Genomic DNA, 25706 nt, shown 5'->3' with positions numbered 1-25706 from the left:
CATGGCCGAGACCATCACCCAGGCCGAATACTGGAACGGCGACGCCGGCCGGCGCTGGGCCCGCAACCAGCGCGCCATCGACACGGTGTTCGCCCCCCTGACGCAGGCCCTGTTCGCGGGCGCGGTCCTGCGGCCGGACTCTGCCGTCCTCGACGTCGGCTGCGGGGCGGGCGATTGCGCCATCCGTGCCGCGCGCGACCTCGGCGCCCGCGGCCGGGTCGTGGCCGCCGACGTCTCGGCGCCGCTCCTCGCCGTGGCGCGCGAGCGCGCCGCCCTGGACGCGCCGGGCGGCGCGCCGATCGCCTTCGTCGAGGCCGACGCCCAGCGCCACGATTTCGGCGGCGCGGTGTTCGAGCGGGTGATCTCGCGGTTCGGGGTGATGTTCTTCGAGGATTCCGTGGCGGCCTTCGCCAACCTGCGCCGGTCCCTGGTGCCGGGCGGGCGCCTGACGTTCCTGTGCTGGCGCCCGCTCGCGCAGAACGCCTGGATCGCGGTGCCGCTGGCCGTCGTCCAGCCCCTGGTGCCGGAGCAAGAACCCTCGCCGCCCGGCGGACCGGGGCCGTTCCGCTTCGCCGACCCGGACGTCATCGGCGACATCCTCGCCGCGGCGGGCTTCCTCGACATCGGGATCGAGGCGATCGACCGGCCCCTCGTCCTCGGCCTGTCGGGAGAGGCCGCCGCGGGTGCCGCCGCCGAGGCCGCGGCGCGCTTCGTGCTCGAACTCGGGCCGGTCTCGCGCCTGCTGCGCGACCGCGACGACGATCTGCGTGCCCGCGCCCATGCGGCGGTGGCGGCCGACTTTTCCGCCCGCGCCGAAGCGGGGGCCGTGACCCTCGGGGCCGCGTGCTGGCTGGTGTCGGGGAGGCGGTGAGCCAGTCCGTGGCAGTGCTTGCCGTGACAGTGCTTGGGGAGCCGCGGCCTACTTCCCGCCCCTCGGCATGTGCTCGCGCAGAACCGCGTTCATCCGCGTCTGCCAGCCGTCGCCTTCGCGACGATAGGCTTCCAGCACCTCGGCATCGAGGCGAAGGGTCTGGTTGACCTTGCGATCCGGTTTGCGAGGGCGGCCGGGTCCCCGGCGCAACGCTTCCGCCGCCTCTGCACCGAAGACGCCTTCGATGACGGTGAGCGCCGGACGAGCCGTGCTCACGTCGTGCCGCGTCCATTCCGGGTTCTCGTCGTCCGGCCGCGAGACGGCATCATCGCCTATCGTGCTCATAGCGCCTGACCTCCCGCGCATTGGCCTTGCGAAAGCTGATCACATGGAGGGCGTCACCACGGATGGTGATCACGACGGCGTACAATCGGCGATCGATGAAGCCCAAGACCCGCACACGTTTTTCGCCGTAGTCCCGGCGCGTGTCCTCCTGCGACAGGGCCGTGTCCCACTCGATGTCCGCGACCCGCTCGAAAGACAGGCCGCGCTCGGCAACGTTCCGCGCGTCCTTTGCGGGATCGAACGTGATCCGCATTTTATGCTACAGCGTAAAATCCCGAGTCAAGGTGAGCGGCCACCGTCATCCCGTTGAACGAACCCTGGGTCGATGAGAGAGGGTACCGCGCAGGGGACCGTCGGGACGTCACCGCGCCGTGCGGAACACCTGCAGGTCCAGATCCCGGACCTTCTTGCGCAACGTGTTGCGGTTCACTCCCAGCAGTTCGGCCGCGCGGATCTGGTTGCCGCGGGTGGCGGCCAGGGCCGCGCCGATCAGCGGGCCTTCGATCTCGCGCAGGATCCGGTGGTAGAGGCCGGGCGGGGGCAGCGTGTCGCGGTAGCCGCTGAAGTAGTCGGCGAGATGCCGCTCCACCGCCCCCGACAGGGTCTCGCTCTCGCCCGACGCCTGGCGGCGGCCGTTGCCGCCCTGGGGCGCGCTCTGGGCCAGCGGCAGGGTGTCGAGCTCGGCCTCGATCACCGGGCCGGTGATGGTCTCCTGCGGGTAGAGGGCGGCCAGGCGCCGGACGAGGTTCTCGAGCTCGCGCACGTTGCCGGGCCAGCGGTAGCGCTTGAGCTTCTCCATCGCCTCGCCGTCGAGCTGCTTGCGGCTGAGGCCCTCCTTCTCGACGAGGACGAAGAAGTGGCGGATGAGGTCGGGCACGTCCTCCGAGCGCTCGCGCAGGGCCGGCAGGCGCAGCGGCACCACGTTGAGGCGGAAGAACAGGTCCTCGCGAAAGATCCCCTGCTGGATCGAGATGCGCAGGTCCTTGTTGGTGGCCGCGATGATGCGCACGTTGGTCTTGATCGGCACCCGGCCGCCCACCGTGGTGTATTCGCCCTGCTGCAGCACGCGCAGCAGCCGGGTCTGGGCCTCCATCGGCATGTCGCCGATCTCGTCGAGGAACAGCGTGCCGCCCTCCGCCTGCTCGAAGCGGCCGGCCGAGCGGGCGAGCGCCCCGGTGAACGAGCCCTTCTCGTGGCCGAACAGCTCGGATTCGATCAGGTCGCGCGGGATCGCCGCCATGTTGACGGGCACGAACGGGCCGGTGCGGCGGCGGCCGTAGTCGTGCAGGGCGCGCGCGACCAGTTCCTTGCCGGTGCCGGATTCGCCGGTGATCATCACGGTGAGGTCGGTGGGCATCAGCCGGGCCAGGGCCCGGTAGATCTCCTGCATCGCCGGCGAGCGCCCCACCAGGGGGATGTCCTCGTGGGCCGGGTCGGCGCCGGGCGCGGGCGTCCCGCGCGGCCGCGAGAGCGCGCGCCCGACGATGGCGATCAGCTCCTTCAGGTCGAAGGGCTTGGGCAGGTACTCGTAGGCGCCGCGCTCCGAGGCCCGGATCGCGGTCATGAAGGTGTTCTGCGCGCTCATGACGATGATCGGCAGCTCGGGCCGCACCCGCTTGATGCGCGGCAGGAGGTCGAACACGTTCTCGTCGGGCATCATCACGTCGGTGATGACGAGGTCGCCCTCCCCTTGCGCCACCCAGCGCCAGAGGGTGGCGCAATTGCCGGTGGAGCGTACCTCGTACCCGGCCCGCGACAGGGCCTGGTTGAGCACCGTGCGGATGGCGGCGTCATCGTCCGCGACGATGATGTGGCGGTTCTGCATGACGCGACTCTACGGGTTCCAGGATTCCACGCTCGATTCACGCCCGTCCCGGGCGCTCGACATGGGCAGGAGAAGGCGAAAGGTGGTCCGACGGGGCACGGGATCGCACTCGACGATGCCGCCGTGGTCGCCGACGATCTTGGCGACCAGTGCAAGTCCGAGGCCGTTCCCCTGCGCCTTCGTGGTGACGAAGGGATCGAACATGTCGGACAGGAGGTCGGGGCTGACCCCCGGCCCGTTGTCGCGCACCGCGACCTCGATGGGCAGGCTGACGCGCTCGCGCGAGCCCGGCACCTGCAGGCGCAGGCCGGTGCGGAAGGCGGTGGAGAGGGTGATCTCGCCGTCCACCGTATCGGCCCCGATCGCCTCGGCGGCGTTCTTCACGAGGTTGAGGATGATCTGGATCAGCTGGTCGCGGTTGCCGAGCACCGGCGGCAGCGAGGGGTCGTAGGTCTCCACGAAGCGGATGTGGCGGGCGAACCCGCTCTGCGCCGAGCGCTTCACCTGGTCGAGGACGCCGTGGACGTTGACCGGGCCGCGCTCCACCGGGCGCTCGTCGCCGAACAGCTCCATGCGCTCGACGATGCGCACGATCCGGTCGGATTCGTCGCAGATCAGGCGGGTCAGCAGCCGGTCGTCCTCGCTGCCCGACTGCTCGAGGAGCTGGGCGGCGCCGCGGATGCCGGCGAGCGGGTTCTTGATCTCGTGGGCCAGCATGGCGCCCAGCGCGATCATCGAGCGGGCGGCCCCGCGATGGGTGAGCTGGCGGTTCATCTTGTCGGCGATGGTGCGCTCCTGGAGCATCAGCACCACCGCCTCGCCGTCGTCGCCGAGCGGCGTCGCGAACACGTCGACGCTGCGCTCCTGCCCCGAGCGCGGCTGCACCAGCTCGACGCCGTACTCGCTCACGCTGGCCCGCCGCCGGCGCACGTCGGTGACCAGGGCGATGATCGGCGAGGCGAAGGGGATGATGTCGGCCAGGCGCTGGCGCTGCATCAGCCGGGCGGAATGGTCGAAGAACGATTCGGCGGCGTGGTTGACGTGGAGGATGCGGTCTTCGGCGCCGATGGTGATCACCGGCAGCGGCAGGGCGTTGATCACCGCCTCGCTGGTGGGGATCACCGCGGCGGGCAGGCCGGCGGGCAGCGCGTAGCCGCCCTTGCGCGGCGGCCTTGCCGCGCCCTCTGCCTTGGCCGTCGCCCCGGCTTCGTCGCCGGGCTGTCCCGGACCCTTCGTTGTGCCCATGGTCGTCACGCCGCCTTCCCGATCGCGGGACGATCGCCGGAGCCGCGTCCCTCCCGGGCCGGGCCGATTCCGAAGGCGGCCAGGAGCAAGTCGCGGACCCGCGCCGGATCGGTGCCGGTGAGGAGCGCGATGCGCTCCGGCCCGTCGAGGCCGCCGGCCGCCTCGGCGTAGGCGGCCAGGTGCTTGCGGGCATGGCGCACGCCCATCCGCAGGCCGTAGAGCGCCAGCAGCCCGTCGTAATGATCGAGGGCGACCCGCGCCCGCGCCGCGGCGTCGAGCACCGGGGCGGGCCGCCCGCCGAGTTCGGCTGCGACGGCACCGACGAGCCAGGGCCGGCCCAGCGCCGCCCGCCCGATCATCACCCCGGCCGCTCCCGATTCCGCCAGGCAGGTCCGCGCGGTCCCCGCATCGGTGACGTCGCCGTTGGCGACGACGGGGATGCGCACCGCCTCGACCACCGCCCGGATGGCGCCCCAGTCGGCCCGGCCCTTGTAGAACTGCTGGCGGGTGCGGCCGTGCACCGTGACGGCGTCGAGGCCGATATCCTCCGCCCGCCGCGCCAATTCGGGGGCGTTGAGGCTGGCATGGTCCCAGCCCAGCCGCATCTTGACGGTGACGGGGATCGCAACGGCACCGCGCACGGCGGCGAGGATGCGGGCGGCCCCGTCGAGGTCGCGCATCAGCGCCGAGCCCGCCTCGCCCCCGGTCACGGTCTTGGCGGGGCAGCCCATGTTGATGTCGATGACGTGGGCACCGGCCGCTTCCGCCAACCGCGCCGCCTCGGCCATCGGACCGGGCGCGCAGCCGGCGAGCTGGACCACGTGCGGGTCGATGCCGCCGCCCTCGGCGCGCAGGCGCGCTTCCTCGCTGCCCTTCGCGAACTCGGCCGCCGCCACCATCTCCGACACGACCGCGCTCGCTCCGAGGCGGCGCACGGCCCGGCGGAAATGCAGGTCCGTGACGCCCGAGAGGGGAGCCAGCAGGACGGGCGGCGCGGATGCCGTGGCATCCGCCGTTCCGGAGCTTCCGCCCGTGCGCAGAACGCTCAAATAATCATCAGCTCTCATTCTGCACAACAAATAGCCATATCGGAGCCGGACGCAAGGACTGACGCAGATTTGATTTCACACCCTCCCCCGCTTACACGACAGGCCCTTCGGTGACGCGGTCCTCATCCGTGGGGCGTTGCGCGCGGGCCGCACGACGTCATGCGCGATTCCGACGCAGCGAGAATCGGCGAGGGGACTTCGAGAGGGAACTTCGAGATGGCGGGCTCGGCATTTCAGGCGGCGGCCGTGGTGGTCGCGGCCGGGCGCGGCATCCGCATCGGCGGCGACACCCCCAAGCAGTACCGCCGGGTCGGCGGGCGCGCCGTCCTCACCCGCACCCTGGCGGCTCTGGCGGCCCACGACGGCATCGCGCGCATCCAGCCGGTGATCGCCCCCGACGCCGCGGCCTTCTACGAGGACTGTCTGGCGGACCTGCCCGCGCAAGCCCGTGACAAGCTCGCGGCGCCGGTGGCGGGGGGCGCCACCCGCCAGCTCTCGGTGCGGGCCGGGCTCGACGCCCTGGAGCGGGCCGGCGCCCCCGACCTGGTGCTCGTCCACGACGCCGCCCGGCCCTTCGTCGACACCGCCCTCCTCGACCGGGCGCTCGCGGCCGGCCGCGACCACGGCGCCGCGGTCCCCGGCATCCCCGTCACCGACACCGTCAAGCGGGTCGAGGCGGCCGAAGGCGGGATCGCCCGCGTCGCCGAGACCCCGGCACGCGAGGCCCTGCGCGCCGTCCAGACGCCCCAGGTCTTCGCCTTCCGCCTCCTGGCCGACGCCCACGCCCGCGCCGCCGCCGCCGGCCTCGACGGCTTCACCGACGACGGGGCGCTCGCCGAATGGGCCGGGCTGCCGGTCGTGGTGTTCGAGGGCGACACGGCCAACCGCAAGATCACCCAGGCCGCCGACCTGATCGAGGCCGACCGCCGCTTCTCCGAGTCAGAGGGTTCGACCATGACCGCCACCGTCACGCGCCTGGGCACCGGCTTCGACGTCCACGCCTTCACCGAGGGCGACCACGTCTGGCTCGGCGGCATCAGGATCCCGGCCGACCGCGGCGTGCTCGCCCATTCGGACGGCGACGTCGCCCTGCACGCCCTCACCGACGCCCTGCTCGGAGCCATCGCCGACGGCGACATCGGCACGCATTTCCCGCCCAGCGACGAGCAATGGCGCGGCGCCTCCTCCGACCGCTTCCTCGCCCATGCCTGCGCCCTGGTGCGCGCGCGCGGCGGCCGGATCGACCACCTCGACATCACGGTGCTGGCCGAGGCCCCGCGCATCGGCGCCCATCGCGAGGCGATCCGGGCGCGCATCGCCGAGATCTGCGACGTCCCCTTGAGCGCGGTCTCGATCAAGGCCACCACCACCGAGAAGCTCGGCTTCGTGGGTCGCGCCGAGGGACTGGCCGCCCAGGCCGCCGCCACGATCCGGCTGCCCGAAATCGACCCCGCCGGGTTCGGCGCGTGATCGACGATCCCCTCCTGCGGGCCCGGGCCGGGGCGCTGGTGGCGGCCTATGCCGCGGCGGGCCGGCGCATCGCCTGTGCCGAATCCTGCACCGGCGGCCTCGTCGCCGGCCTGCTGACGGCGATCGCGGGCTCCTCCGCCGTGGTGGAGCGCGGCTTCGTCACCTATTCCAATGCCGCCAAGACGCAGATGCTCGGGGTGCCCGCCGACCTGATCGCGGCCGAGGGCGCGGTGAGCGAGGCGGTGGCCGGAGCGATGGCGCAGGGCGCCCTCGACCGGTCCGAGGCCGACGTCGCCGTGGCGATCACCGGCATCGCCGGGCCGGGCGGGGGCAGTGCGCACAAGCCCGTGGGGCTCGTGCACTTCGGGCTCGCCGCCGCGGGGGCGCCGCCGCGCCGTCTCGAGCGGCGTTACGGCGACCTCGGCCGCGACGCGGTCCGGCGACGGGCGGTGGAGGATGCCTTGGCGCTCCTCGAGTCGAACATTGCGGTCGGCCAGGCGTGACCGGTCCGGCCCGAGATGAAATTCCCGTGAGTCAGGTATCGGCTTAACGATCCTTTCGCAGGCAATGCTTACGGCTACGCTCGACATGATCAGATGTCGGGGGCGACCACGGTGATGACGATCGTACCCGCACGGGTTCTCGGTTTCGCCCGGCGTTTCGGCTCCGATACGGGCGGCGGCATCGCGATCATCTTCGCGCTGGGCGCCGTCGTCCTGATCGTGGCCTCCGGCGGCGGCATCGACCTGATGCGCTCCTACCAGGCCAAGCAGAAGCTGTCCGAGATCGCCACCCTGACCTGCCAGTACGCGAGCCGCCCGAGCGTGCTCCAACTCCTCAACGGCACCGGCGGTCCGGGCGCCACCTCCTACCAGGCGACGGTGGAGGGCTACATCGACCGGGCCGTGACCACGCAGAAGATGGGCTGGACGCTCACCAACACCGACCGCTTCGTCCAGTCCGGAACCGGCCCGGCCGACGTGAAGCTCGCGGTGGCGGTGCCCACCGCCTTCGCCAGGATCATCGGGATCACGCAACTGCCGGTGACGGCCGCGGCCCATTGCTACGACGGCCCGAACGCCCCCGATCCCAGCGGCTTCGTGGTCAAGGAGGGCTTCGAGGCCACCGGCGGCGCCAACGCCGTCCAGAAGGGCGGCTGGGCTTATTACACCATCGACGGCCGCTCCATCGCCAGGCCGTCCGCGAACCCGGGCTCGACCCCGGTGTACACCGGCACCGGCAGCGCGGTCTGGTACGGCACCGGCTATTGCCTGGAGACCGACGAGGTCGGGACCATCAGCAGCACGGTCCCGGAGGGACGCCAGTCGGCCGAACTCGATTGCGAGAACGGCTCGGGCCGGGCGGGCAACTCGGCCATTTCCACCAAGGTCGACCTGAGGGCGGGAAACCAGGAGCTGCGCTACTTCTACCGCAGCCGCGTGACCTACCGTAACTACGACCCGGCCTACCTGTGCGGCTCGACGGCGGGCGACCTGTCCTGGGCCAACGACACCGCCTCGTCGGGCGGGCCGGTGCCGAACGTGTCGCGCACCAACCAGATCAACGTCTACCTCGATGCCGCCACGGCGGGCGCGAACGCCCCCCTGCATCGCACCCTCGACGGACGCCAGGAACTGGCCGGCGCCAACCTGATCGACAGCTGCGTCTACGCGCCGGCCTGGATCGAGCGCAGCGTGCGCATCTTCGTGTCGACCCCCGGGTCGTACTGGCTGACCTTCGCCGCCGATGGGCAGGACGACAGCTACGGCGGCCAGATCGACAGCATCCGCCTGTGCAACGGCACCTGCCCGGATGCGCTGCAGGACAACTTCCCCGCCGCCTGGGCAGGGGGCGGCAAGGTGCTGTTCGCGGATTCGTTCGAGTCGCCGACCTATGCCGAGGACGTGCCGCGCCACGGCATCGCCAAGGGCGGCAACCTCGCCCTCAGTCGCGGCAGCACCGGCGGCTCCCCCCTCGGCTGGCCCGCCCAGGACCCGTCCGGCTGGACCACCGCGCCGGTCAACCAGGTCAACTACGGCACCCTCCACAACGGCCAGTCGGGCGCATCGCAGGGGTCGCAATACGTCCTCCTCGACGGCTGGAGCGCATCCGGCTCGGCCGACAAGAACCGCAAGGTGATGCGGCCCTTCCTGCTCGATCCGGGCTATTACCGGGTCAGCTACGGCTACATCTCCATCGTCGACCTGAGCGGTGCGGGCGTCACCGGCACGAGCTGCCAGGCCAACCCTGCGTCCGGCGCGGTCTATCCCGCCGACGGCGCCGGCCTCACCGGCACGATCCGCCACCACACCACCCTCGCCACCGGGCGCTGGACCAACCTCGTCGGGGTGTTCATGTCCAACGGCCAGCTGATCAGCACGCCGGTTCCCGGTGCGTCGCAGGGCGCGGCCACGAGCTTCCGGAACCCCGACGGCAGCTTGAGCGCCACGCCGGCGGTCCCGCCCGACAGGGTCGACTGGCAGAGGTACGACGCGGGCGCCGTCAATCCGGTGATCGACACCTGCGGCTATGCCGACAGCTTCCGCTGGGTGCCGCGCACGGCGAGCGTGAAGATCACCAAGCCCGGGATCTACTGGCTGACCTTCTCGGCCAACGGCGGCACCGCCGACGGCAACGGCGGGGGCATCGACGACGTGAAGGTCACCGCGCTGGGCGGCCCCTACCTGGCGAACCCGCCCGGCAACACGACGACGATCCCGGTCCCCGATCCGCAGCCCGGCACGCGGATCTATTTCACCGGCTTCTCCATCGTCGCCGATCCCTTCGCACCGACGGCGCCGCTGCAGTGACGAGCCCCCCCGCCCTTCCCCCGCCGGCCGCCGGCCGGGGTCTTCCGGCGCCCCGCCGCACCGCGGCGCGGCGCTTCACCATCGATGACGGCGGCGCGTCGGCGGTGGAATTCGCCCTCGTGTGCGCCCCGTTCTTCGTCCTGCTCCTCTACATCCTGCAGGTCGGGATCTACTACATGACCCAGACCGCCCTCGACGCCGGGGTGATCCGCACCGCCGACGAGCTTCGCAGCAGCTTCAACACCGCCGTGCCGCTGATGCCCGATGCCGCCGCCCTCAAGACCAAGGTCGAGGCCAACGCAGGCGGGCTCGTCTCCGCGGCCGGCGCCAACGTCCTGGCCGTGGAGATGCGTCCCATGACCAGCCTGTCGGCGGCCGCCGTTCCGATATCCGGCGGCGTCGCCGACTACGGCACCGCCACCAGCGTGCTCGCCCTGCGGGCGCAGACGTCCGTCGTGGTGTTCGCGCCGGGCTTCTCCAGCCTGAACAAGGTCACCTCGACCTCCCTCCTGCGACGTCAGGCACGATAGGCGATGCGCGATCGATCCGACCCGGGCCCGGCGACCCGTTTTCGCGCCTCGCGCCGGGGCAGCGCCGCGATCGAATTCGCGGCGGTCGTGCCGATCATGATCCTGCTCGCGGCGGGGATCGTGGAATGCGGGGCGGTCTTCCAGGTCTATAACCAGACCAACCGCCTGGCGACGCAATATGCCATCGTCTGGTCCGACTGCCGGGACGACACGACGTCCTGCCAGACCGAGCTGAACACCTACACGCCGGACGCCGCCAAGGGGAACGTCGCGCCCCAGCTCAGCCCGAGCAGGATCACCCTGCAGATGTTCCAGGTGAGGATGTCGGGAACGACGCCGCAGGTGGTCTACGCCTATCCCGCCGGTGCGACCCCCACCGCGGCCCAGATCGACGCGGTGCAGAAGACGGTGCCCGACAGGCAGACCGGCGTCATCGTCACCGCCACCTACCGGCATTCGCTGATGTTCTTCTCGGCGCTGGCTGCGCCCTTCCTCGACGCGGCGGCCCTGGCCCCGTCCTACACCGTGACCCAGCTCAAGACCTGAGCCGACGGGCCGCCCTCACGGGCGCGGCAGGCCGTAGACCCGGTTGGCCCGGCTCTCGAAGGCGTCGGTGAACTTGCGGAAGGCCCGGTCGAACATCGAGCCCATCAGGAGGCCGAGCGTCCGGCTCTTGAATTCGTAGGTGATGAAGAAGTTCACATCGCAGCCACCGCTCGCCGCCTCGGTGAAGCCCCAGCGGTTCTCCAGATGCCGGAACGGCCCGTCGATGTATTCGGCGACGATCCTGTGGTCGACCGGATCGAGGGTGACGCGGGTGGTGAAGCGTTCCCGGATCGCCTTGTAGCCCACCGCCATCTCCGCGACGCAGACCTCGGTCCCGTCCGGCCCCGGCTGCCGGCGCAGGACGCGCAGGGATTCGCACAGCGGCAGGAACTCCGGATAGCGTTCGATGTCGGCGACGAGATCGTACATCTGTTGGCGCGAGTGACGCACCGTGCGGGTGATCCGGAAGGATGGCATCGAGACTCAGGTGCTGGCGGTGGCGAGACGAGCGAGCCTGGCCGCTTTCAATCGGGAAAAATCCTCGCCGGCATGGTGCGAGGAGCGGGTGAGCGGGGTCGCCGAGACCAGGAGGAAGCCCTTGGCATAGGCCGTGGTCTCGTAGCCCTTGAACTCGTCTGGGGGGACGAAGCGGACGACCTCATGGTGCTTCTTGGTCGGCTGCAGGTACTGGCCGATGGTAAGGAAGTCGACGTCGGCCGAGCGCAGGTCGTCCATCAGCTGCACCACCTCGTGGCGCTCCTCGCCCAGCCCCACCATGATGCCGGACTTGGTGAAGACGGTCGGGTCGAGCTCCTTCACCCGCTGCAGCAGCCGCACCGAGTGGAAGTAGCGCGCCCCGGGGCGCACGGTGAGGTAGTTGCCCGGTACCGTCTCGAGGTTGTGGTTGAACACGTCCGGCCGGGCGGCCACCACCGTCTCCAGCGCGCCATCCTTGCGCAGGAAGTCCGGCGTCAGGATCTCGATGGTGGTGGCGGGGCTGTGCGCCCGGATCGCTTCGATCGTGCGGGCGAAATGCGCGGCGCCGCCGTCGGCCAGATCGTCCCGGTCCACCGACGTGATCACGACATGGGCGAGGCCGAGCTTGGCCACGGCCTTCGCCACCTTTTCCGGCTCGTCCCCGTCGAGGGCCTCGGGCAGGCCCGTGCGGACGTTGCAGAAGGCGCAGGCCCGCGTGCAGGTGTCGCCCATGATCATGAAGGTGGCGTGCCGCTTCTCCCAGCACTCGCCGATGTTGGGGCAGCCGGCCTCCTCGCAGACGGTCACGAGGCCGTTCTCGCGCACGATCCTGGCGGTCTCGGCCCAGGCGGCCGAGCCGGGGGCCTTCACGCGGATCCAGTCGGGCTTGCGCTGCACCGGGGTGTCGGGCCGGCGCGCCTTCTCGGGGTGGCGCGGGCGCCGGTCGTTGCTCAAGGTGTCGAGGACGAGGGCCATGCCGCACCGCTGCGGGCGCCAGGAACCGGCGCCCATAGTCCTGACCTAAGCGTTCGGGCGCGCGGCCGCAAACCCGACGCGACCCGGCGCCGCGTCGAACGCGCCGATCTGTCAGGCGCGAGCGCCGTCGCCGCGAGCCGCCCAGCCCCGGATCGCGCTCGCTCATGCGGCCGGCCCTGGCGGAATTCACCCTGAGATTGCAGCGTCCGATAGCCGGCTTTGCACCCGGCCTGGGTCGGCCAGCGTAATCGTCGGTGTCCTCGGCCCGCCGGCAAGGCAAAGCGCAGGACGAGAGCCTTTCGACGCGCAGACCTCACGTTAACGATAACCCAAGATCCACCCTGTGTGCCCTGCGCGCGACGCGGCCTGTTTTTTACGGGCATAACAATTGCGCGGATGTTGATGGCGATTTGTTTACGCTATTCGTGGGTGCCGGGCTGATGGCATCGTTTTTCTGGCGAGCGGGAGTGTCGACGGTGAACCGAGTTCTATTGACGGGTGCAACCGGACTGATCGGCGGCGCCGTGCTTCACCGGGCGCTATCGAGCGGGCACCCCGCCGAATGGGTCTGCCTGGTGCGGGCACCCGATGCCGAGGCCGGGCGCCAGCGCATCGCCGCCCGGCTCGGGCGCTTCACCAACCCGCTCACCGCCCAGCGCCTCGCCCAGAGGGTGGAGGTCGTGACCGGCGACTTCACGCAGGCCGACCGCATCGCCGATCCGCGGCTCGATTCGGTGACGCAGGTTCTGCACCTGGCCGCCGACACCTCGTGGTGGGCGGAAGGGAAGGTCCACAAGACCAACCACGACGGCACCCTGGCGCTGGCGCGGCGCGCCTCGCACATGGCCGGGCTGACCCGCTTCCTCCATGTCAGCACCGCGATGATCTGCGGCGGCGAGCCGCCCCACCTCGTCGACGAGACGCTCTATCCCCGGCCCGACACCCACCACCTCGTGCATTACAGCGCGTCGAAATCGGCCGCCGAGATGTCCCTGGCCGCGCAGTTCCCCGACCTGCCGCTGGTGGTGGCGCGGCCCTCGATCGTGGTCGGCCATGCCGCGCTCGGCGCCCGGCCGGGCTCGAGCATCCTCTGGGTGGTGCGCGCCTGCGACAGGCTGCGCCTGCTCTCCTGCGACCCGGAGGGCGCCATCGACATCGTGCCGGCCGACTGGGTGGCCGACACGCTGATCGCCATGCTCGACCGGCCGGAACTCGCCCACACGGTCTACCACCTCTCGGGCGGCCGCGACCATTGCACCCGCTGGGATGCGCTTGCCCGCGCCTTCGAGGCGGCCGACCCCGAGGGGGGGACGCGCCACTACGAGCGCTTCGAGGCGACCGACCGCGCGACGCTGCAGGAACGGTTCGCCGAGACCTTCGGCCTCGACGAGGCGATCAAGGTGGCGATGATGCGCGCGCTCCAGGCCTACTACCGGTTCTGCGCCCTCAACGTGACCTTCTCCAACGACCGCCTGCTCGTCGAGGGCTTCGCCCCGCCCCCGTCCCTGCCGCAGTACCTCGCCCGCTGCCTCGAGACCTCCGGCGAGATCGTCGACCAGTTCCACGAGGACTTCGGCAACTACGCCCCCGGCCAGGCCCCGCAGCGCGCCCCGAGCCGGCGCGTGGCGGCGGCTGCTGCCCGCACCGGCGCCGAAGCCAGACCGGCCCGCCGCGCCGGCTGACCGCTTGCTCCACAGGCCTGCGAAGGCCGAGGGTCATCCAGCCACCCCCGCCTCCCTGCTCCTCCCCGCCAGGGGGGAGGAGAGGCGCGAACGTCCGTTGGTCCGTCTCTCGTCCCACAGGAACGTCGCCTCTCGACCTGATGTTGACGTCGGCGTGCGAACGCCAACGATCAGGGAGAAACACCATGTCGATCAAGACGCTTCTCGTCGCCGGCACCGTCCTGCTGGGTTCCGTCGCCCTCGCCACCGCCGGCGGTTCGGGGACCAGCAAGTCGGGTACGACCGACAAGACGGGCGCCAGCGACGCCGGCTCGGGGTCGTCGCCGGGGGCGGCGGGCAGCGGCCCGTCCACGGGCGACAAGAGCCGGTCGGGCACCACCAACAGCACCGGCGCCAACGACGCCGGCTCGGGTTCCTCGCCGGGCGCCGCGGGCAAGGGCGCGCCGGCCCCGACCCGCTGAACTTTGGCGCGTCCCCTCCCCCTGGGCGGGGACGCGCCTGACGTGACGGGCGCTACGAGTGGATCACCCGCCCGTACGCATCAAGCACGCTCTCGTGCATCATCTCCGAGAGCGTCGGGTGCGGGAAGACCGTGTGCATCAGGTCTTCCTCGGTGGTCTCCAGGTTCATGGCCACCACGTAGCCCTGGATCAGCTCGGTGACCTCGGCTCCCACCATGTGGGCGCCGAGGAGCTGGCCGGTGTTGGCGTCGAAGATCGTCTTCACGAGGCCGTCCGGCTCGCCCAGCGCGATGGCCTTGCCGTTGCCCGCGAAGGGGAAGCGGCCGACCTTGACGGAGAACCCCAGCTCCTTGGCCTTGGCCTCGGTCAGGCCCACCGAGGCGATCTGCGGCTGGCAATAGGTGCAGCCGGGGATTTTTGCCTTGTCCATGGCGTGGGTGTGAAGGCCCTTGATGGTCTCGACGCAGAGCACGCCCTCGTGCTCGGCCTTGTGGGCCAGCATCGGCGGGCCGGCGACATCGCCGATGGCGTAGACGCCGGGCACGTTGGTGCGCCCCAGCCCGTCGGTGACGACGATGCCGCGCTCGATCTTCACCCCGAGCCTGTCGAGGCCGATGCCCTCGATGTTGCCGACCACGCCCACCGCCGAGATCAGCTTCTCGGCCGACAGCTGCTGGGTCTTGCCGTCTCCGGTCTCGATGGTCGCCGTGACGGAACCCTCCGCTTTCTGCACCTTCGTCACCTTGGCGCCGGTGAGGATCTTGATGCCCTGCTTCTCGAAGCGCTTGCGGGCGAGGCCGGCGATCTCGGCGTCCTCCACCGGCAGGATCTGCGGCAGCAGTTCGATCACCGTCACCTCGGCGCCCATGGTGCGGTAGAACGAGGCGAACTCGATGCCGATGGCGCCCGAGCCCATCACCAGCAGGCTCTTGGGCATCGTCTCGGGCACCATCGCCTCGTAGTAGGTCCAGATCTGCTTTTTGTCGGGCTCGATGCCGGGGATCGCGCGCGGGCGCGCACCCGTGGCCACGATGATGTGCCTGGCCGCGTACGAGCCCGCCGCGAGCGCGCCCTTGGGGGCGGGCGCCCGGGTGGTCTCCTTCACGGTGACGGTGCCGGGTTGGTCGCCCTTGGGTGCGGCCTCGATCGTGCCCTCGCCCCAGATCACGTCGACCTTGTTCTTCTTGAGCAGCATGCCGACGCCGCCGTTGAGCCGGGCCGAGACCCCGCGCGAGCGCTTGACGATCGCGGCAGTGTCGTAGCCGACCTTCTCGGCCGACAGCCCGTAGTCTCCGGCGTGCTGCATGTAGTGGTAGATCTCGGCCGTGCGCAGCAGGGCCTTCGTGGGGATGCAGCCCCAGTTGAGGCAGATGCCGCCTAAGTGCTCGCGGTCGATCACGGCGGTCTTGAACCCGAGCTGCGCCGCCCGGATGGCCGCCACATAACCGCCGGGGCCGGCGCCGATGACGAGGATGTCGTAGGTGTCGGGCATGTCGGGGCTCCGTCGGCTTTCCTCCCCCTTACGGAGAGGACGTGGAGGTGGGGGCGGCTGGGCGACCCGCTGCGGAAGATGGTGGAACCTCCCCCACCCTCGATCCCTCCCCACGAGGGAGGAGGGAAGCGCGTTGTGGTTCCGGCTTACACCAGCATCCCCATCGGGTTCTCGATCAGGCTCTTGAACGCCGAGATCAGTTCGGCGCCGAGTGCCCCGTCGAGCACGCGGTGGTCGCAGGAAAGGGTGGCGGTCATCGCCTGGACCACCGCCGGGGCACCGTCCTTGACGACGACGCGTTTCTCGCCGGCGCCCACGGCCAGGATCGAGGATTGCGGCGGGTTGATCACCGCGGTGAAGTGCTTGATCCCGAACATGCCGAGGTTCGAGACCGAGGTGACGCCGCCCTGGTACTCCTCGGGCTTGAGCTTCTTGGCCCGCGCCCGGGCGGCGAAATCCTTCATCTCGTTGGAGATGGTGGAGAGCGTCTTCTGGTCGGCCCTGCGGATCACCGGCGTGAACAGCCCGCCGTCGATGGCCACCGCCACGCCGACCTCGGCGTTGTTGAAGCGCAGGATGCGGTCCTCGGCCCAGACCGCGTTGGCGGTGGGCACCCGCATCAGCGCGAGGCCCATCGCCTTGATGACGAAGTCGTTCACCGAGAGCTTGAAGGCCGGCTTGCCGTCCTTGGCGACGGCGGCGCTCTTGTTGAGCTGCTCGCGCAGGGTCATCAGCGCGTCGATCTCGCAATCCACCGTCAGGTAGAAGTGCGGCGCCACCTGCATCGCCTCGGTGAGGCGCTTGGCGATGGTCTTGCGCATGCCGTCCAGCGGCACCTCCTCGTAGGCGCCCTTCTGGTAGAAGCCGCGGACCTGATCGAGGCTGAGCCCCGCCGGTGCCCCGGCGGCGGCCTTCGGCGGCGCCGGAGGGGTGGCGGCCGGAGCCGGCGCCGGCGCGGCCGGTGCCGCTTTGCTTGCCCCCGCCTTGGCCGAACCGTCAGCCACCGCCGCCCGCACGTCGCGCTCGATCACCCGTCCGCGCGGGCCGGAGCCGGAAACGGCGGAAAGGTCGATTCCCTCGATCTTGGCGATGCGGCGGGCGAGCGGCGAGGCGACGACGCGTCCGCCATCCGCCGCACCCTCGGGGGACTTGGTCTCGGACGGATGGGTCGGCTCGGCGCCCTCCGGTGCCGCATCGACCCGGGCATAGGCCATCTGGCCGCCGCCGGGCGTCGTGTTCTCGCTGGGCGGAGCCGCCTCGGCCTTGGCCGCGCCGCTGCCCGGCGCCTGGATGCCGGCCGGGTCCTCGCCCTCCCCGGCGATGATGGCGATGAGGTCGTTCACCGGCACGTCGGCGGTGCCCTCCGGCACCAGGATCCTCGCCAGGATGCCCTCGTCGATGGCCTCCACCTCCATCGTCGCCTTGTCGGTCTCGATCTCGGCCAGCACGTCGCCGGATTTCACGGCGTCGCCCTCCTTCTTCAGCCACTTGGCGAGATTGCCCTTCTCCATCGTCGGCGACAGGGCGGGCATCAGGACGTTGATGGGCATGGCGTCAGACCTCGGGCGGGAGAGGCGCCGCAGGCGGGGCGGCCGGATCGTCGAAGGGGAACAGGTCGTCGAGTGGGAACGGTGCGGCGTCGAAGGGGGACAGGGCCACCACTTCGCCGCGTGCGACGGTACCGAGCAGCAGCCACTGGCGGCCGGTGAGCGCGAAGCCTTCGAGCACGCCCTCGCCCGGATCGAGCAGCCAGAGATGGCTCACCCCCGCCTCGGCGTAGATGCGGCGCTTGGGACCGCGGTCGAGGCGCGCCGTGGACGGCGACAGGATTTCGCAGACCCAGTCGGGCGGAGTCTCGACGAAGGCGGTGGCCGGCTCGGCCACCATGCGTTCGCGGCGCCAGCCCGCGAGATCGGACACCACCACATGCGAACCGAGGTGGAGCTCGGGCTCGATCATGAAGATCCAGCCGCCGGGGCCGCCGCGACCGCGTCCGAAGGGTGGCCCGAGCTCAGCAGCCAGTCCCGCCGCGGCGATCCCGTGCCGAGGCCTCGGGCGCGGATGCGTCTCCAGCACCCCATCGACGATCTCGGCCACGAGATGGTCCGGCACGGCCTCGAGATCGGCGTAGGTGGCGAGGCGGGTCGCGGCATCGGCCATGGGCATGCGCCGCTAGTTGAAGCCGCCGGGGTCGAGGCTCTCGGCCTCCCACCCGGCGCGGATGCGTTCGAACGCTTCGTCCTCCGACATCCCGGTCTCGAGGCCGTAGGCGCGCGCGGCCTGACGGGCGAGGTCGCTGAGAAGCCGCCCCCAGGTCGCGGGGTCGTCGAAGGAGCGGCGCAGGGCCACGCTGATCGCGCCGTCCACGACGGCGGCGCGCAGGACCTCGATGCCGCCCTGTTCGAGGGCGTCCGGCGGCACGGCCAGTTCGACGAAGGACTCGCTCACGGTCTGCGCCTCAGCGATAGCAGACCGCCTTGGCCGCCTCGACCACCTCGGCGACGTTGGGGAGCGCCAGCTTCTCGAGGTTGGCCGCATACGGCATCGGCACGTCCTTGCCGGTCACGCGCAGGACAGGCGCGTCGAGGTAGTCGAAGGCGTCCACCATCAGGCGGGCGACGATCTCGGCGCCGATGCCCGACTGCGGGAATCCCTCCTCCACGGTGACGCAGCGGCCGGTCTTCTTCACCGATTCCACCACCGTGGCGGTGTCCATCGGGCGCAGGGTGCGCAGGTCGATCACCTCCGCCTCGATGCCCTGTTCGGCCAGCGCCTGGGCGGCCTTGAGGGCGTAGGTCATGCCGATGGAGAAGGAGACGATGGTCACGTCCTTGCCGGTGCGGTGGACCTTGGCCTTGCCGATCGGCACCACGAAGTCGTCGAGCTTCGGCACGGGGAAGGTCTGGCCGTAGAGGATCTCGTTCTCGAGGAAGATCACCGGGTTGGGGTCGCGGATGGCGGCCTTGAGGAGGCCCTTGGCGTCGGCGGCGGTGTAGGGGGCCACCACCTTCAGGCCGGGCACGTTGGAGTACCAGGCCGAGTAGTCGTGGCTGTGCTGGGCGCCGACGCGGGCGGCCGCACCGTTGGGGCCGCGGAACACGATCGGGCAGCCGAGCTGGCCGCCGGACATGTAGAGCGTCTTGGCCGCCGAGTTGATGATGTGGTCGATCGCCTGCATGGCGAAGTTGAAGGTCATGAACTCGACGATGGGCTTGAGGCCGGTATAGGCCGCGCCCACCGCGATGCCGGCGAAGCCGTGCTCGGTGATCGGTGTGTCGACCACCCGGCGCGCGCCGAACTCCTGCAGCAGCCCCTGCGTGATCTTGTAGGCGCCCTGGTACTCGGCGACCTCCTCGCCGATCACGAAGACGTCGTCGTCCTTGCGCATCTCCTCGGCCATGGCGTCGCGCAGAGCCTCGCGCACGCTCGTCGTCACCATCTCGGTGCCGGCGGGATAATCCTCCATCACCTCGGCCTGGGCCTTGGTGGTGATCACGGCCGGGGCGGCGGGGGCGTTGGGCATGTCGTCGGCGGTCTTGGTGGTGGCGGCGCTCTGCGCGGCCTGCCCCTCCGCCTGCATGTCGGGGGTCGGCGCGGGCGGCTCGGCCGCGGCGCCGTTCGCCTTCGGCTTGCCGCCGCCGCTGGCCGCCGCCGCCACGTCCTCGCCCTCGGCGGCGATGATGGCGATCGGCGTGTTGACCTTCACGCCCTCGGCGCCCTCCTCGACCAGGATCTTGGCGAGGATGCCCTCGTCGATGGCCTCGACCTCCATCGTCGCCTTGTCGGTCTCGATTTCGGCGAGGACGTCGCCGGACTTGACCGCGTCGCCCTCCTTCTTGAGCCATTTGGCGAGCTTGCCCTCCTCCATGGTGGGCGAGAGGGCGGGCATCAGGATGTCGGTCGCCATAGGGTACTCTGTCGATCGAGGATGAAGCGGGCGGCCCCGTCGTCTCGTGGGTGCGTCAGGCGCGCGCCTCGAGCAGGATGTCCGTCCAGAGTTCCGAGGGGTCCGGCTCGGGGTCGTGGGTCGCGAACTCGGCCGATTCGTTGACGACCTCGCGCACCTTGGCGTCGGTGGCCTTGAGCTCGGCCTCCGGCACGCCGTGCGCCTCGATCAGGCGCTTGCGCACCATCTCGATGGGGTCGTGCTCGTCGCGCATCTTCGAGACCTCGTCCTTCGACCGGTACTTGGCCGGGTCGGACATCGAGTGGCCGCGATAGCGGTAGGTCTGCATCTCCAGGATGTAGGGGCCTTCGCCCGAGCGGGCGTGGGCGATGGCGCGGGCCGCCGCCTCGCGGACCGTGCGCACGTCCATCCCGTCGACCTGCTCGCCGGGGATGCCGAAGGAGATGCCGCGCTTGGAAAAATCGGTCTGGGCCGAGGCGCGGGCCACCGAGGTGCCCATGGCGTAGCGGTTGTTCTCGATCACGTAGACGACCGGCAGCTTCCAGAGCTGGGCCATGTTGAAGCTCTCGTAGACCTGGCCCTGGTTGGCGGCGCCGTCGCCCATGTAGGTCATGCTGACCTGGCCGTTCTTGCGGTAGGCGTCGGCGAAGCCCAGCCCGGTCCCGAGGGAGACCTGGGCGCCGACGATGCCATGGCCGCCGAAGAATTGCTTCTCACGGGAGAACATGTGCATCGAGCCGCCCTTGCCGCGGCTGTAGCCGCCGCGGCGTCCGGTCAGTTCGGCCATGACGCCCTTGGGGTCCATGCCGCAGGCCAGCATGTGGCCGTGGTCGCGGTAGCCGGTGATGACCTGGTCGCCCTCGACCGAGGCCATCTGCATGCCGATGACGACCGCTTCCTGGCCGATGTAGAGGTGGCAGAACCCGCCGATCAGCCCCATCCCGTAGAGCTGGCCCGCCTTCTCCTCGAAGCGGCGGATCAGCAGCATCTCGTGATAGGCGTGGAGGTCTTCGTCCTTGGTGAACTGCGGCGTGTTCGGGGCCGGGGCGTGGCCGGGGTCGCTCTCGCGCATCGCCTTGGCGGCTTCGGCTGTGGCGTGACCCGCTTCGTTCGCGGCATCCATCGGCGACCTCCCGTGAACTGCTCTCGTGGCGAGGAGTCTTAGGGCAGGGTCCGGGGGAAAGCGAGGGCCGGCACGGCGCGGAGTGAAGCAACCGCCGGTTCTGTCACTCGTCCAAGTTTCATGCCGGGTTTCACGCGGTTTCGCGCCGGGCGCGTGCTCGGCCCGTCGCGCCGCCGGAACGGATCGCGGCAACCGCGGTGCGCCGGCGCGCCCCGTTTTCAGGGATCGATGATCACCACGTCGTTGGCGTGGACGCGGCCGAGCATCACCCGGGCGCGCTCCTCCAGGAGGTCGCGGTCGATCTGGTCCGACCGCAGCAGCGCGACCCGGTGCTCCCAGATCGCCCGGTCGGCCCGTGCGGCGGCGAGTTCCTGGTTGAGCCCGTAGGCCTGGATCTTGAGGGCGCGCTTGGCGACGAGGCCGCGGTTGCCGCTCTCGGCCTGCTGCACGAAATAGGTCACGACGAGCGCCGACACGGCGAAGAGGCCGAGGGGCATCAGGACGGAACGGACGCGGCGACGGACAACCATGGTGCGCAGCATCGGGCGACAAGGTTAAGGAAGTGCTGATCGCACCCCGGTTCGTTTCACGCGGATCCGGCAGGACGCGCGGCGATTAGGAAACCGGCCCGATGATGCGTTTCGACCTCGTCGATCTCAGCCTGTTCCGCCACGTGGTCGAGGCCGGCTCGATCACCCACGGCGCGGCGCGGGCCAACCTGGCGCTGGCGGCGGCCTCCGCCCGGGTGCGGGGGATGGAGGAGACCCTGGGGGCCGCCCTCCTCATCCGCAGCCGCCAGGGCGTCGTCCTCACCCCGGCGGGCCGGACCCTGCTCGCCCACGCCCGCGTCCTGCTCGACCGTGTCGAGCGGATGCAGGGGGAGCTGGCCGCCTACGCCGGCGGCACGGTGGGGCAGATCAGGCTCCTGTCGAACACCAACGCGCTCACCGAATTCCTGCCCGAAGTGCTCAGCGCCTACCTCGGCCGCCACCCCGGCGTCAGCGTCGACATCGAGGAGCGCACCTCCGACGAGATCGTCGGCCTCGTGGCCGAGGGCGCGGCGGATCTGGGCATCGTGGCCGGCACCGTCGATACCGGCACCCTCCAGACCTATCCGTTCCGGCAGGACCGCTTCGTGGTGGTGGTGGCCCCCGGCCACGCCCTGGCCGCGGCCGAGGCGGTGAGCTTCGCCGACGTGCTCGCCCACGACCTCGTCGGGCTCGACCGGGCGAGCGCCCTCACCCGGTTCCTGGCCGACAAGGCCGGGCGCATCGACGGCCGCTCCCTGCGGCTGCGGGTGCAGCTGCGCAGCTTCGATGCGGTCTGCCGCCTCGTCGAATGCGGGGTCGGGGTCGGCATCGTGCCGGAGACCACGGCCCGGCGTGCCATGCGCGGCATGGCCATCGGCATCGTGCCGCTCACCGACCCATGGGCCCTGCGCGACCTCACCCTGTGCCTGCGCGCGCTCGACGCCCTGCCCGCCTTCGCGCGGGATTTCGTGGCGCACCTGCGCCACCCCCAGACCCTCGAATCCCGTGCGAACCCGTCCGGGGGGCTCCCATCCGGGGCCGGGCTTGGCTAAACAGGGGCCGGACGGCACCGCGCGACGCGGCGCCGCAGCGACCGCGAGAGTCAGCCGGCATCATGCGCGAACCCTCCCGATCCGAGGCCGAGGTGCCTCTCATCGATCCGGACGTGCATGTGGAGAGCTTCCGCCAGGCGCGCGAGGCCCGGCGCCTGGAACTGGTCGAGGATTACGTCGAGCTCATCTCCGACCTGATCGGCGACGGCGGCGAGGCGCGGCAGGTCGACATCGCCGCGCGCCTGGGCGTCGCCCAGCCCACCGTCGCCAAGATGCTCAAGCGCCTGGCCGAGGACGGCTTCGTGCAGCAGCGGCCCTACCGCGGCGTCTTCCTCACCGCCGCCGGCCAGGCCCTGGCCGCCCAGAGCCGGGAGCGGCACCGCATCGTCGAACTGTTCCTGTGTGCGCTCGGCGTCAGCCCGGAGACGGCGCGTCGCGACGCGGAAGGCATCGAGCACCACGTCAGCGCCGAGACGCTGGAAGCCTTCCGGCGCTATTCCGAGCGGGGCGCCTGAGCGACCGGTTCATGGCGAGCCGATCCGCGCCGCGCGGCCTGCGTCCACCAGCACTTCCGCCGGGAGCGGGTGGCTCAGGAAACCGGTGGGGCTGGCGGTGAGGCCGTAGGCGCCCGACTGCAGCACCGCGACAAGGTCGCCCTCGGCGAGATCCGGCAGCGCCGTCGCCCGCGCCAGCATGTCGAGGGGCGTGCACAGGGGGCCGACCACGGCGCAGGGGCTGCGCGGGCTGTCGGGGGCCTCGCGCACCGCGCTCACCGGATAGTCGCGCTTGATCACCTGGCCGAGGTTGCCCGAGGCCGCCAGGTGGTGATGGAGGCCGCCGTCGGTGATGAGGAAGCGGGTGCCGCGCGAGACCTTCACCGCCCGCACCCGTGCGACGTAGATCCCGGCCGGACCGGCGAGGTAGCGGCCGGGTTCCAGGACGACGCGGGCGCCCGCCAGCCCCGGATGCGCGGCGAGGCTCCGGGCGAGGGCCGGCACGCCCGCGCGGATCGCGTCGAGGTCGAGGTCGGAATCGGAGGCGAAATACGGGATGCCGAGGCCGCCGCCGAGGTCGATCGTGGCCAGCGGCCGGCCGATCCGGTCGGCCACCCGCGCGGCCAGGGCGAGCCCATGGCCCCATTGCGCCAGCAGCGTCGCGGCCATGAGCCCCTGCGTCCCGGCGAACAGGTGGATGCCGGAGAGCGCCAGGCCGGGCTCGGCCTCGACGGCATCGACCACCGCGTCGAGGTCCTCCTCGTCGAAGCCGAACGGCGAGGGTTTTCCGCCCATGCGCATGGCCCCGCCCTGCGCCTCGGGGCCGGGGTTGATCCGGATCGCCACCCGCGCGGTGCGGCCGTGGCGTCTGGCGGCCGCGGCGACGCGGGCCATCTCCTCGGCGTTCTCGAGATGGATCTCGCCGATGCCCGCGGCCACCACCCGGTCGATCTCCGTCTCGCCCTTGCCCGGCCCGGCGAACAGGATGCGGTCCGCCGCCAGCCCTGCCCCCAGGGCCGCCTCGAACTCGGCGCCCGAGGCAATCTCGGCGCCCGCCCCCTCCTGCGCGAACACCCGGATCACCGCCGGGGCGGGGTTGGCCTTGACCGAGTAGTCCACCTGCGCGAACCCGGCCACCGCCCCTGCCAGGGCGCGATAGGCGGAGCGCATCACCGCCGCGTCGTAGAGGAACAGCGGCGTGCCGTAGGTGTCGGCGAGGGCTGCGACGGACAGGCCGCCGATCGTGAGGCCGCCCTCCCCGTCCCGGGGAAAGTGGCGCGCGATCAGGCGGTCGGCGAGGTCGGCCGGCTCAGGCATGGTCGCTTGGGGCATGATCGGTCCGTTCCGCGACGAGGCGGGTGTAGTCGACCTTGCCGTTGGGGGTGACGGGCAGCGCCTCCACCGCCTCGACGGCGCGGGGCACCATGTGGGGGGCCAGACGCGTCCGCACCCGCGTCATCGCGGCCTGCGTCGAGGGCCCGTCCTGCGCCGCCACCGCCACCGCATGCACGCGCTGGCCGAGGTCGGGATCGGGCAGGCCGATCACCGCCACGGAGCGGAAGGCGCCCGTCTCCATCAGGGCCGCCTCGACCTCGTTGGGGCTGATGCGGAACCCCGCACTCTTGATGAGGGCGTCGGCCCGGCCGAGGAAGGTGAAGTAACCGTCGGCGTCCACCACCGCGAGGTCGCCCGAGCGGCACACCGGAGGCGCGGCGGGATCGTCCGGATCGGGCACGATCACCCGCGCGGTGTCCTCGGGCCGGTTCCAGTAGCCCAGCGACACGGTGGGGCCGCGGTGCATCAGGATGCCCGGCTCGCCCGGCCCGGTGCGGCGCCCCCGGGCATCGACGCAGAAGACCTCCGTCTCGGGGATGGCCCGGCCGATGGAGCCGGGGCGCCGGGCGACCTCGCCCGGCGGCAGCCAGGTCGAGCGGAAGGCTTCCGTCAGCCCGTACATCAGGACGATGTCGGTGTCCGGCAGGGCCCGGGCCAGGCGGGCCACGGTCTCGGGCGGCACCGCGCCGCCGGAATTGGTGAGGTAGCGCAGGTGCGGCAGCGCCGTGGCGGCGAGGCTGGGGGCGGCCCGGGTCAGGAGCGTCCACAGGGTCGGCACCCCCGCGAGCCCGGTGATGCGGTGTTCGGCCAGCGCCGCCACCAGGGCATCCCCGAACCGGACCCGGTGCAGCACGAGGCAGGCCCCCTGCTCCACGCTCGTCAGCAGCTGGTTGAGGCCGTAGTCGAACGACAGCGGCAGCACCGAGAGCAGGCGGTCGTCGGGCCCGATCCCGAGGTAGCCCCGCACGATCCGGGTGCCGGCCAGGAGGTTGGCGTGGCTGAGCATCACCCCCTTGGGCAACCCGGTGGAGCCGGAGGTGTAGAGGATCGCCGCGAGGTCTTCCGGAGGAGGCGGGCCGTCCCGCGGTGCCAGCGCGAAGACGCGGACGGTGTCGTCCGGGCGGTCGCCGCCCCCGAGGGACAGCGGATCGGAGGTCGCGTCGCTCACCAGCGCGCCGGCCCCGCAATCGTCCAGGATGTGCCGGACCTGGGGCGGCTTCAGGCTCGGATGGATCGGCACAACGACCCCGCCCGCGAGGCTCACGGCGAAGATCGCGGCACATTCCGCCGCCGATTTCGGTAAGAGGATCCCGACCCGGTCGCCCGCCCCCACCCCCGCCGTCCTCAGGCGGTCGGCCAGAACCGTCACCCGGCCGCGCAGGGCGTCGTAGCTCACGAGGTCGGCGCCATCGACGATGGCCTCGCGCCCGCCCGCGCTGGCCGGACCGTCGAGGAGGTGGTGCAGCAGGCGTGGGACGGCCATGCCG

General features: G+C 71.3%; 26 protein-coding genes. 10 read left to right on the top strand and 16 right to left on the bottom strand.

What is annotated here, in order from left to right; translation table 11 throughout:
* Window position 1: 1 nt before the first annotated feature.
* Window positions 2–871 (top strand): class I SAM-dependent methyltransferase, encoded by an 870-nt coding sequence (locus ASG59_RS18320; protein WP_056285524.1) that lies wholly within the window; start codon window positions 2–4, stop codon window positions 869–871.
* 48 nt (window positions 872–919) lie between these two features.
* On the opposite strand, the gene ASG59_RS18315 is transcribed toward ASG59_RS18320, so the two are convergent.
* The 5 genes from ASG59_RS18315 to dusB all read right to left on the bottom strand — a co-directional run bounded on the left by ASG59_RS18315 (window position 920) and on the right by dusB (window position 5353).
* Complete coding sequence (locus ASG59_RS18315; protein WP_082494600.1) at window positions 920–1216, bottom strand: BrnA antitoxin family protein; 297 nt, start codon at window positions 1214–1216, stop codon at window positions 920–922.
* Window positions 1197–1469, bottom strand: a complete 273-nt coding sequence (locus tag ASG59_RS18310) for a BrnT family toxin (protein ID WP_056410658.1) — start codon at window positions 1467–1469, stop codon at window positions 1197–1199. Before ASG59_RS18310 ends, ASG59_RS18315 begins: the two co-directional genes overlap by 20 nt.
* A 108-nt stretch (window positions 1470–1577) precedes the next feature.
* Complete coding sequence (ntrC, locus tag ASG59_RS18305; RefSeq protein ID WP_055889331.1) at window positions 1578–3041, bottom strand: nitrogen regulation protein NR(I); 1464 nt, start codon at window positions 3039–3041, stop codon at window positions 1578–1580.
* 9 nt (window positions 3042–3050) lie between these two features.
* A complete protein-coding gene (locus ASG59_RS18300; protein WP_055889500.1) occupies window positions 3051–4187 on the bottom strand; it encodes an ATP-binding protein in 1137 nt (378 codons plus the stop codon).
* Window positions 4188–4291: 104 nt separating this feature from the next.
* A complete protein-coding gene (dusB, locus tag ASG59_RS18295; protein WP_056410655.1) occupies window positions 4292–5353 on the bottom strand; it encodes a tRNA dihydrouridine synthase DusB in 1062 nt (353 codons plus the stop codon).
* A 198-nt stretch (window positions 5354–5551) separates the two neighbouring features.
* Between dusB and ASG59_RS18290 the strand changes: the two genes are divergently transcribed.
* From ASG59_RS18290 to ASG59_RS18270, 5 genes are all read left to right on the top strand, one after another.
* On the top strand, window positions 5552–6805 hold the full coding sequence (locus ASG59_RS18290; RefSeq protein ID WP_056410652.1) for a bifunctional 2-C-methyl-D-erythritol 4-phosphate cytidylyltransferase/2-C-methyl-D-erythritol 2,4-cyclodiphosphate synthase: 1254 nt from the start codon (window positions 5552–5554) through the stop codon (window positions 6803–6805).
* Complete coding sequence (locus ASG59_RS18285) at window positions 6802–7308, top strand: nicotinamide-nucleotide amidohydrolase family protein (RefSeq protein ID WP_056410649.1); 507 nt, start codon at window positions 6802–6804, stop codon at window positions 7306–7308. Before ASG59_RS18290 ends, ASG59_RS18285 begins: the two co-directional genes overlap by 4 nt.
* A gap of 114 nt (window positions 7309–7422) precedes the next feature.
* Window positions 7423–9615, top strand: a complete 2193-nt coding sequence (locus tag ASG59_RS18280) for a pilus assembly protein TadG-related protein (protein ID WP_210168515.1) — start codon at window positions 7423–7425, stop codon at window positions 9613–9615.
* Window positions 9612–10145 (top strand): TadE/TadG family type IV pilus assembly protein, encoded by a 534-nt coding sequence (locus ASG59_RS20840; protein ID WP_056410643.1) that lies wholly within the window; start codon window positions 9612–9614, stop codon window positions 10143–10145. The genes ASG59_RS18280 and ASG59_RS20840 overlap by 4 nt, the downstream gene beginning before the upstream one ends.
* 3 nt (window positions 10146–10148) lie before the next feature.
* Complete coding sequence (locus tag ASG59_RS18270; protein ID WP_056285502.1) at window positions 10149–10691, top strand: TadE family protein; 543 nt, start codon at window positions 10149–10151, stop codon at window positions 10689–10691.
* Window positions 10692–10706: 15 nt separating this feature from the next.
* Here ASG59_RS18270 and ASG59_RS18265 read toward each other — a convergent pair whose 3' ends face one another.
* Both ASG59_RS18265 and lipA read right to left on the bottom strand, forming a co-directional pair.
* Complete coding sequence (locus ASG59_RS18265) at window positions 10707–11168, bottom strand: type II toxin-antitoxin system RatA family toxin (protein WP_056410640.1); 462 nt, start codon at window positions 11166–11168, stop codon at window positions 10707–10709.
* A 6-nt stretch (window positions 11169–11174) separates the two neighbouring features.
* Window positions 11175–12143 (bottom strand): lipoyl synthase, encoded by a 969-nt coding sequence (lipA, locus tag ASG59_RS18260; protein WP_055889492.1) that lies wholly within the window; start codon window positions 12141–12143, stop codon window positions 11175–11177.
* Between the two features lie 491 nt (window positions 12144–12634).
* Here lipA and ASG59_RS18255 point away from each other — a divergent pair, with 491 nt between their 5' ends.
* A complete protein-coding gene (locus tag ASG59_RS18255) occupies window positions 12635–13825 on the top strand; it encodes an SDR family oxidoreductase (RefSeq protein WP_056410637.1) in 1191 nt (396 codons plus the stop codon).
* Between the two features lie 185 nt (window positions 13826–14010).
* Window positions 14011–14286, top strand: a complete 276-nt coding sequence (locus ASG59_RS18250; protein WP_056410635.1) for a hypothetical protein — start codon at window positions 14011–14013, stop codon at window positions 14284–14286.
* Window positions 14287–14338: 52 nt separating this feature from the next.
* On the opposite strand, the gene lpdA is transcribed toward ASG59_RS18250, so the two are convergent.
* From lpdA to ASG59_RS18215, 7 genes are all read right to left on the bottom strand, one after another.
* On the bottom strand, window positions 14339–15778 hold the full coding sequence (lpdA, locus tag ASG59_RS18245) for a dihydrolipoyl dehydrogenase (protein ID WP_056410632.1): 1440 nt from the start codon (window positions 15776–15778) through the stop codon (window positions 14339–14341).
* Between the two features lie 146 nt (window positions 15779–15924).
* Window positions 15925–17328 (bottom strand): pyruvate dehydrogenase complex dihydrolipoamide acetyltransferase, encoded by a 1404-nt coding sequence (locus tag ASG59_RS18240; protein WP_056410628.1) that lies wholly within the window; start codon window positions 17326–17328, stop codon window positions 15925–15927.
* Between the two features lie 4 nt (window positions 17329–17332).
* Complete coding sequence (locus ASG59_RS18235; protein WP_056410795.1) at window positions 17333–17938, bottom strand: Uma2 family endonuclease; 606 nt, start codon at window positions 17936–17938, stop codon at window positions 17333–17335.
* A 12-nt stretch (window positions 17939–17950) separates the two neighbouring features.
* Window positions 17951–18226: a DUF5076 domain-containing protein gene (locus tag ASG59_RS18230; RefSeq protein WP_056285486.1), complete on the bottom strand. Its 276-nt coding sequence runs from the start codon at window positions 18224–18226 to the stop codon at window positions 17951–17953.
* 10 nt (window positions 18227–18236) lie between these two features.
* Window positions 18237–19685: a pyruvate dehydrogenase complex E1 component subunit beta gene (locus tag ASG59_RS18225; protein ID WP_056410625.1), complete on the bottom strand. Its 1449-nt coding sequence runs from the start codon at window positions 19683–19685 to the stop codon at window positions 18237–18239.
* Between the two features lie 55 nt (window positions 19686–19740).
* Window positions 19741–20757 carry a pyruvate dehydrogenase (acetyl-transferring) E1 component subunit alpha gene (pdhA, locus tag ASG59_RS18220; RefSeq protein ID WP_156387826.1) on the bottom strand — a complete coding sequence of 339 codons (1017 nt, stop codon included), beginning with the start codon at window positions 20755–20757 and terminating at the stop codon, window positions 19741–19743.
* Between the two features lie 269 nt (window positions 20758–21026).
* Window positions 21027–21338: a septum formation initiator family protein gene (locus tag ASG59_RS18215; protein WP_055889490.1), complete on the bottom strand. Its 312-nt coding sequence runs from the start codon at window positions 21336–21338 to the stop codon at window positions 21027–21029.
* A gap of 104 nt (window positions 21339–21442) precedes the next feature.
* On the opposite strand from ASG59_RS18215, the gene ASG59_RS18210 reads away from it, so the two are divergent.
* Window positions 21443–22390: a LysR substrate-binding domain-containing protein gene (locus tag ASG59_RS18210; protein ID WP_056410792.1), complete on the top strand. Its 948-nt coding sequence runs from the start codon at window positions 21443–21445 to the stop codon at window positions 22388–22390.
* 62 nt (window positions 22391–22452) lie between these two features.
* Window positions 22453–22905: a manganese-binding transcriptional regulator MntR gene (gene mntR / locus ASG59_RS18205; protein WP_055889292.1), complete on the top strand. Its 453-nt coding sequence runs from the start codon at window positions 22453–22455 to the stop codon at window positions 22903–22905.
* Window positions 22906–22914: 9 nt separating this feature from the next.
* Here the strand turns inward: mntR and ASG59_RS18200 are convergent, their stop codons facing one another.
* Together ASG59_RS18200 and ASG59_RS18195 are read right to left on the bottom strand one after the other, a co-directional pair.
* Complete coding sequence (locus tag ASG59_RS18200) at window positions 22915–24201, bottom strand: type III PLP-dependent enzyme (RefSeq protein ID WP_055889289.1); 1287 nt, start codon at window positions 24199–24201, stop codon at window positions 22915–22917.
* Window positions 24194–25702 (bottom strand): AMP-binding protein, encoded by a 1509-nt coding sequence (locus tag ASG59_RS18195; RefSeq protein WP_056410623.1) that lies wholly within the window; start codon window positions 25700–25702, stop codon window positions 24194–24196. The genes ASG59_RS18200 and ASG59_RS18195 overlap by 8 nt, the downstream gene beginning before the upstream one ends.
* Window positions 25703–25706: the final 4 nt, after the last annotated feature.

The organism is Methylobacterium sp. Leaf466, assembly GCF_001425565.1.
Classification (GTDB): domain Bacteria; phylum Pseudomonadota; class Alphaproteobacteria; order Rhizobiales; family Beijerinckiaceae; genus Methylobacterium.
Note: the sequence above shows the minus strand (reverse complement) of the source record. Positions and strands in the feature narration are given on the sequence as shown.

Coding starts and splice junctions, on each gene's coding strand:
- ASG59_RS18320 (WP_056285524.1), top strand. CDS start 2: ATGGCCGAGACCATCACCCAGGCCGAATACTGGAACGGCGACGCCGGC.
- ASG59_RS18315 (WP_082494600.1), bottom strand. CDS start 1,216: ATGAGCACGATAGGCGATGATGCCGTCTCGCGGCCGGACGACGAGAAC.
- ASG59_RS18310 (WP_056410658.1), bottom strand. CDS start 1,469: ATGCGGATCACGTTCGATCCCGCAAAGGACGCGCGGAACGTTGCCGAG.
- ntrC (WP_055889331.1), bottom strand. CDS start 3,041: ATGCAGAACCGCCACATCATCGTCGCGGACGATGACGCCGCCATCCGC.
- dusB (WP_056410655.1), bottom strand. CDS start 5,353: ATGAGAGCTGATGATTATTTGAGCGTTCTGCGCACGGGCGGAAGCTCC.
- ASG59_RS18290 (WP_056410652.1), top strand. CDS start 5,552: ATGGCGGGCTCGGCATTTCAGGCGGCGGCCGTGGTGGTCGCGGCCGGG.
- ASG59_RS18280 (WP_210168515.1), top strand. CDS start 7,423: ATGACGATCGTACCCGCACGGGTTCTCGGTTTCGCCCGGCGTTTCGGC.
- ASG59_RS18270 (WP_056285502.1), top strand. CDS start 10,149: ATGCGCGATCGATCCGACCCGGGCCCGGCGACCCGTTTTCGCGCCTCG.
- ASG59_RS18265 (WP_056410640.1), bottom strand. CDS start 11,168: ATGCCATCCTTCCGGATCACCCGCACGGTGCGTCACTCGCGCCAACAG.
- lipA (WP_055889492.1), bottom strand. CDS start 12,143: ATGGCCCTCGTCCTCGACACCTTGAGCAACGACCGGCGCCCGCGCCAC.
- ASG59_RS18250 (WP_056410635.1), top strand. CDS start 14,011: ATGTCGATCAAGACGCTTCTCGTCGCCGGCACCGTCCTGCTGGGTTCC.
- lpdA (WP_056410632.1), bottom strand. CDS start 15,778: ATGCCCGACACCTACGACATCCTCGTCATCGGCGCCGGCCCCGGCGGT.
- ASG59_RS18240 (WP_056410628.1), bottom strand. CDS start 17,328: ATGCCCATCAACGTCCTGATGCCCGCCCTGTCGCCGACGATGGAGAAG.
- ASG59_RS18235 (WP_056410795.1), bottom strand. CDS start 17,938: ATGGCCGATGCCGCGACCCGCCTCGCCACCTACGCCGATCTCGAGGCC.
- ASG59_RS18225 (WP_056410625.1), bottom strand. CDS start 19,685: ATGGCGACCGACATCCTGATGCCCGCCCTCTCGCCCACCATGGAGGAG.
- pdhA (WP_156387826.1), bottom strand. CDS start 20,757: ATGCGCGAGAGCGACCCCGGCCACGCCCCGGCCCCGAACACGCCGCAG.
- ASG59_RS18215 (WP_055889490.1), bottom strand. CDS start 21,338: ATGGTTGTCCGTCGCCGCGTCCGTTCCGTCCTGATGCCCCTCGGCCTC.
- ASG59_RS18210 (WP_056410792.1), top strand. CDS start 21,443: ATGCGTTTCGACCTCGTCGATCTCAGCCTGTTCCGCCACGTGGTCGAG.
- mntR (WP_055889292.1), top strand. CDS start 22,453: ATGCGCGAACCCTCCCGATCCGAGGCCGAGGTGCCTCTCATCGATCCG.
- ASG59_RS18200 (WP_055889289.1), bottom strand. CDS start 24,201: ATGCCTGAGCCGGCCGACCTCGCCGACCGCCTGATCGCGCGCCACTTT.
- ASG59_RS18195 (WP_056410623.1), bottom strand. CDS start 25,702: ATGGCCGTCCCACGCCTGCTGCACCACCTCCTCGACGGTCCGGCCAGC.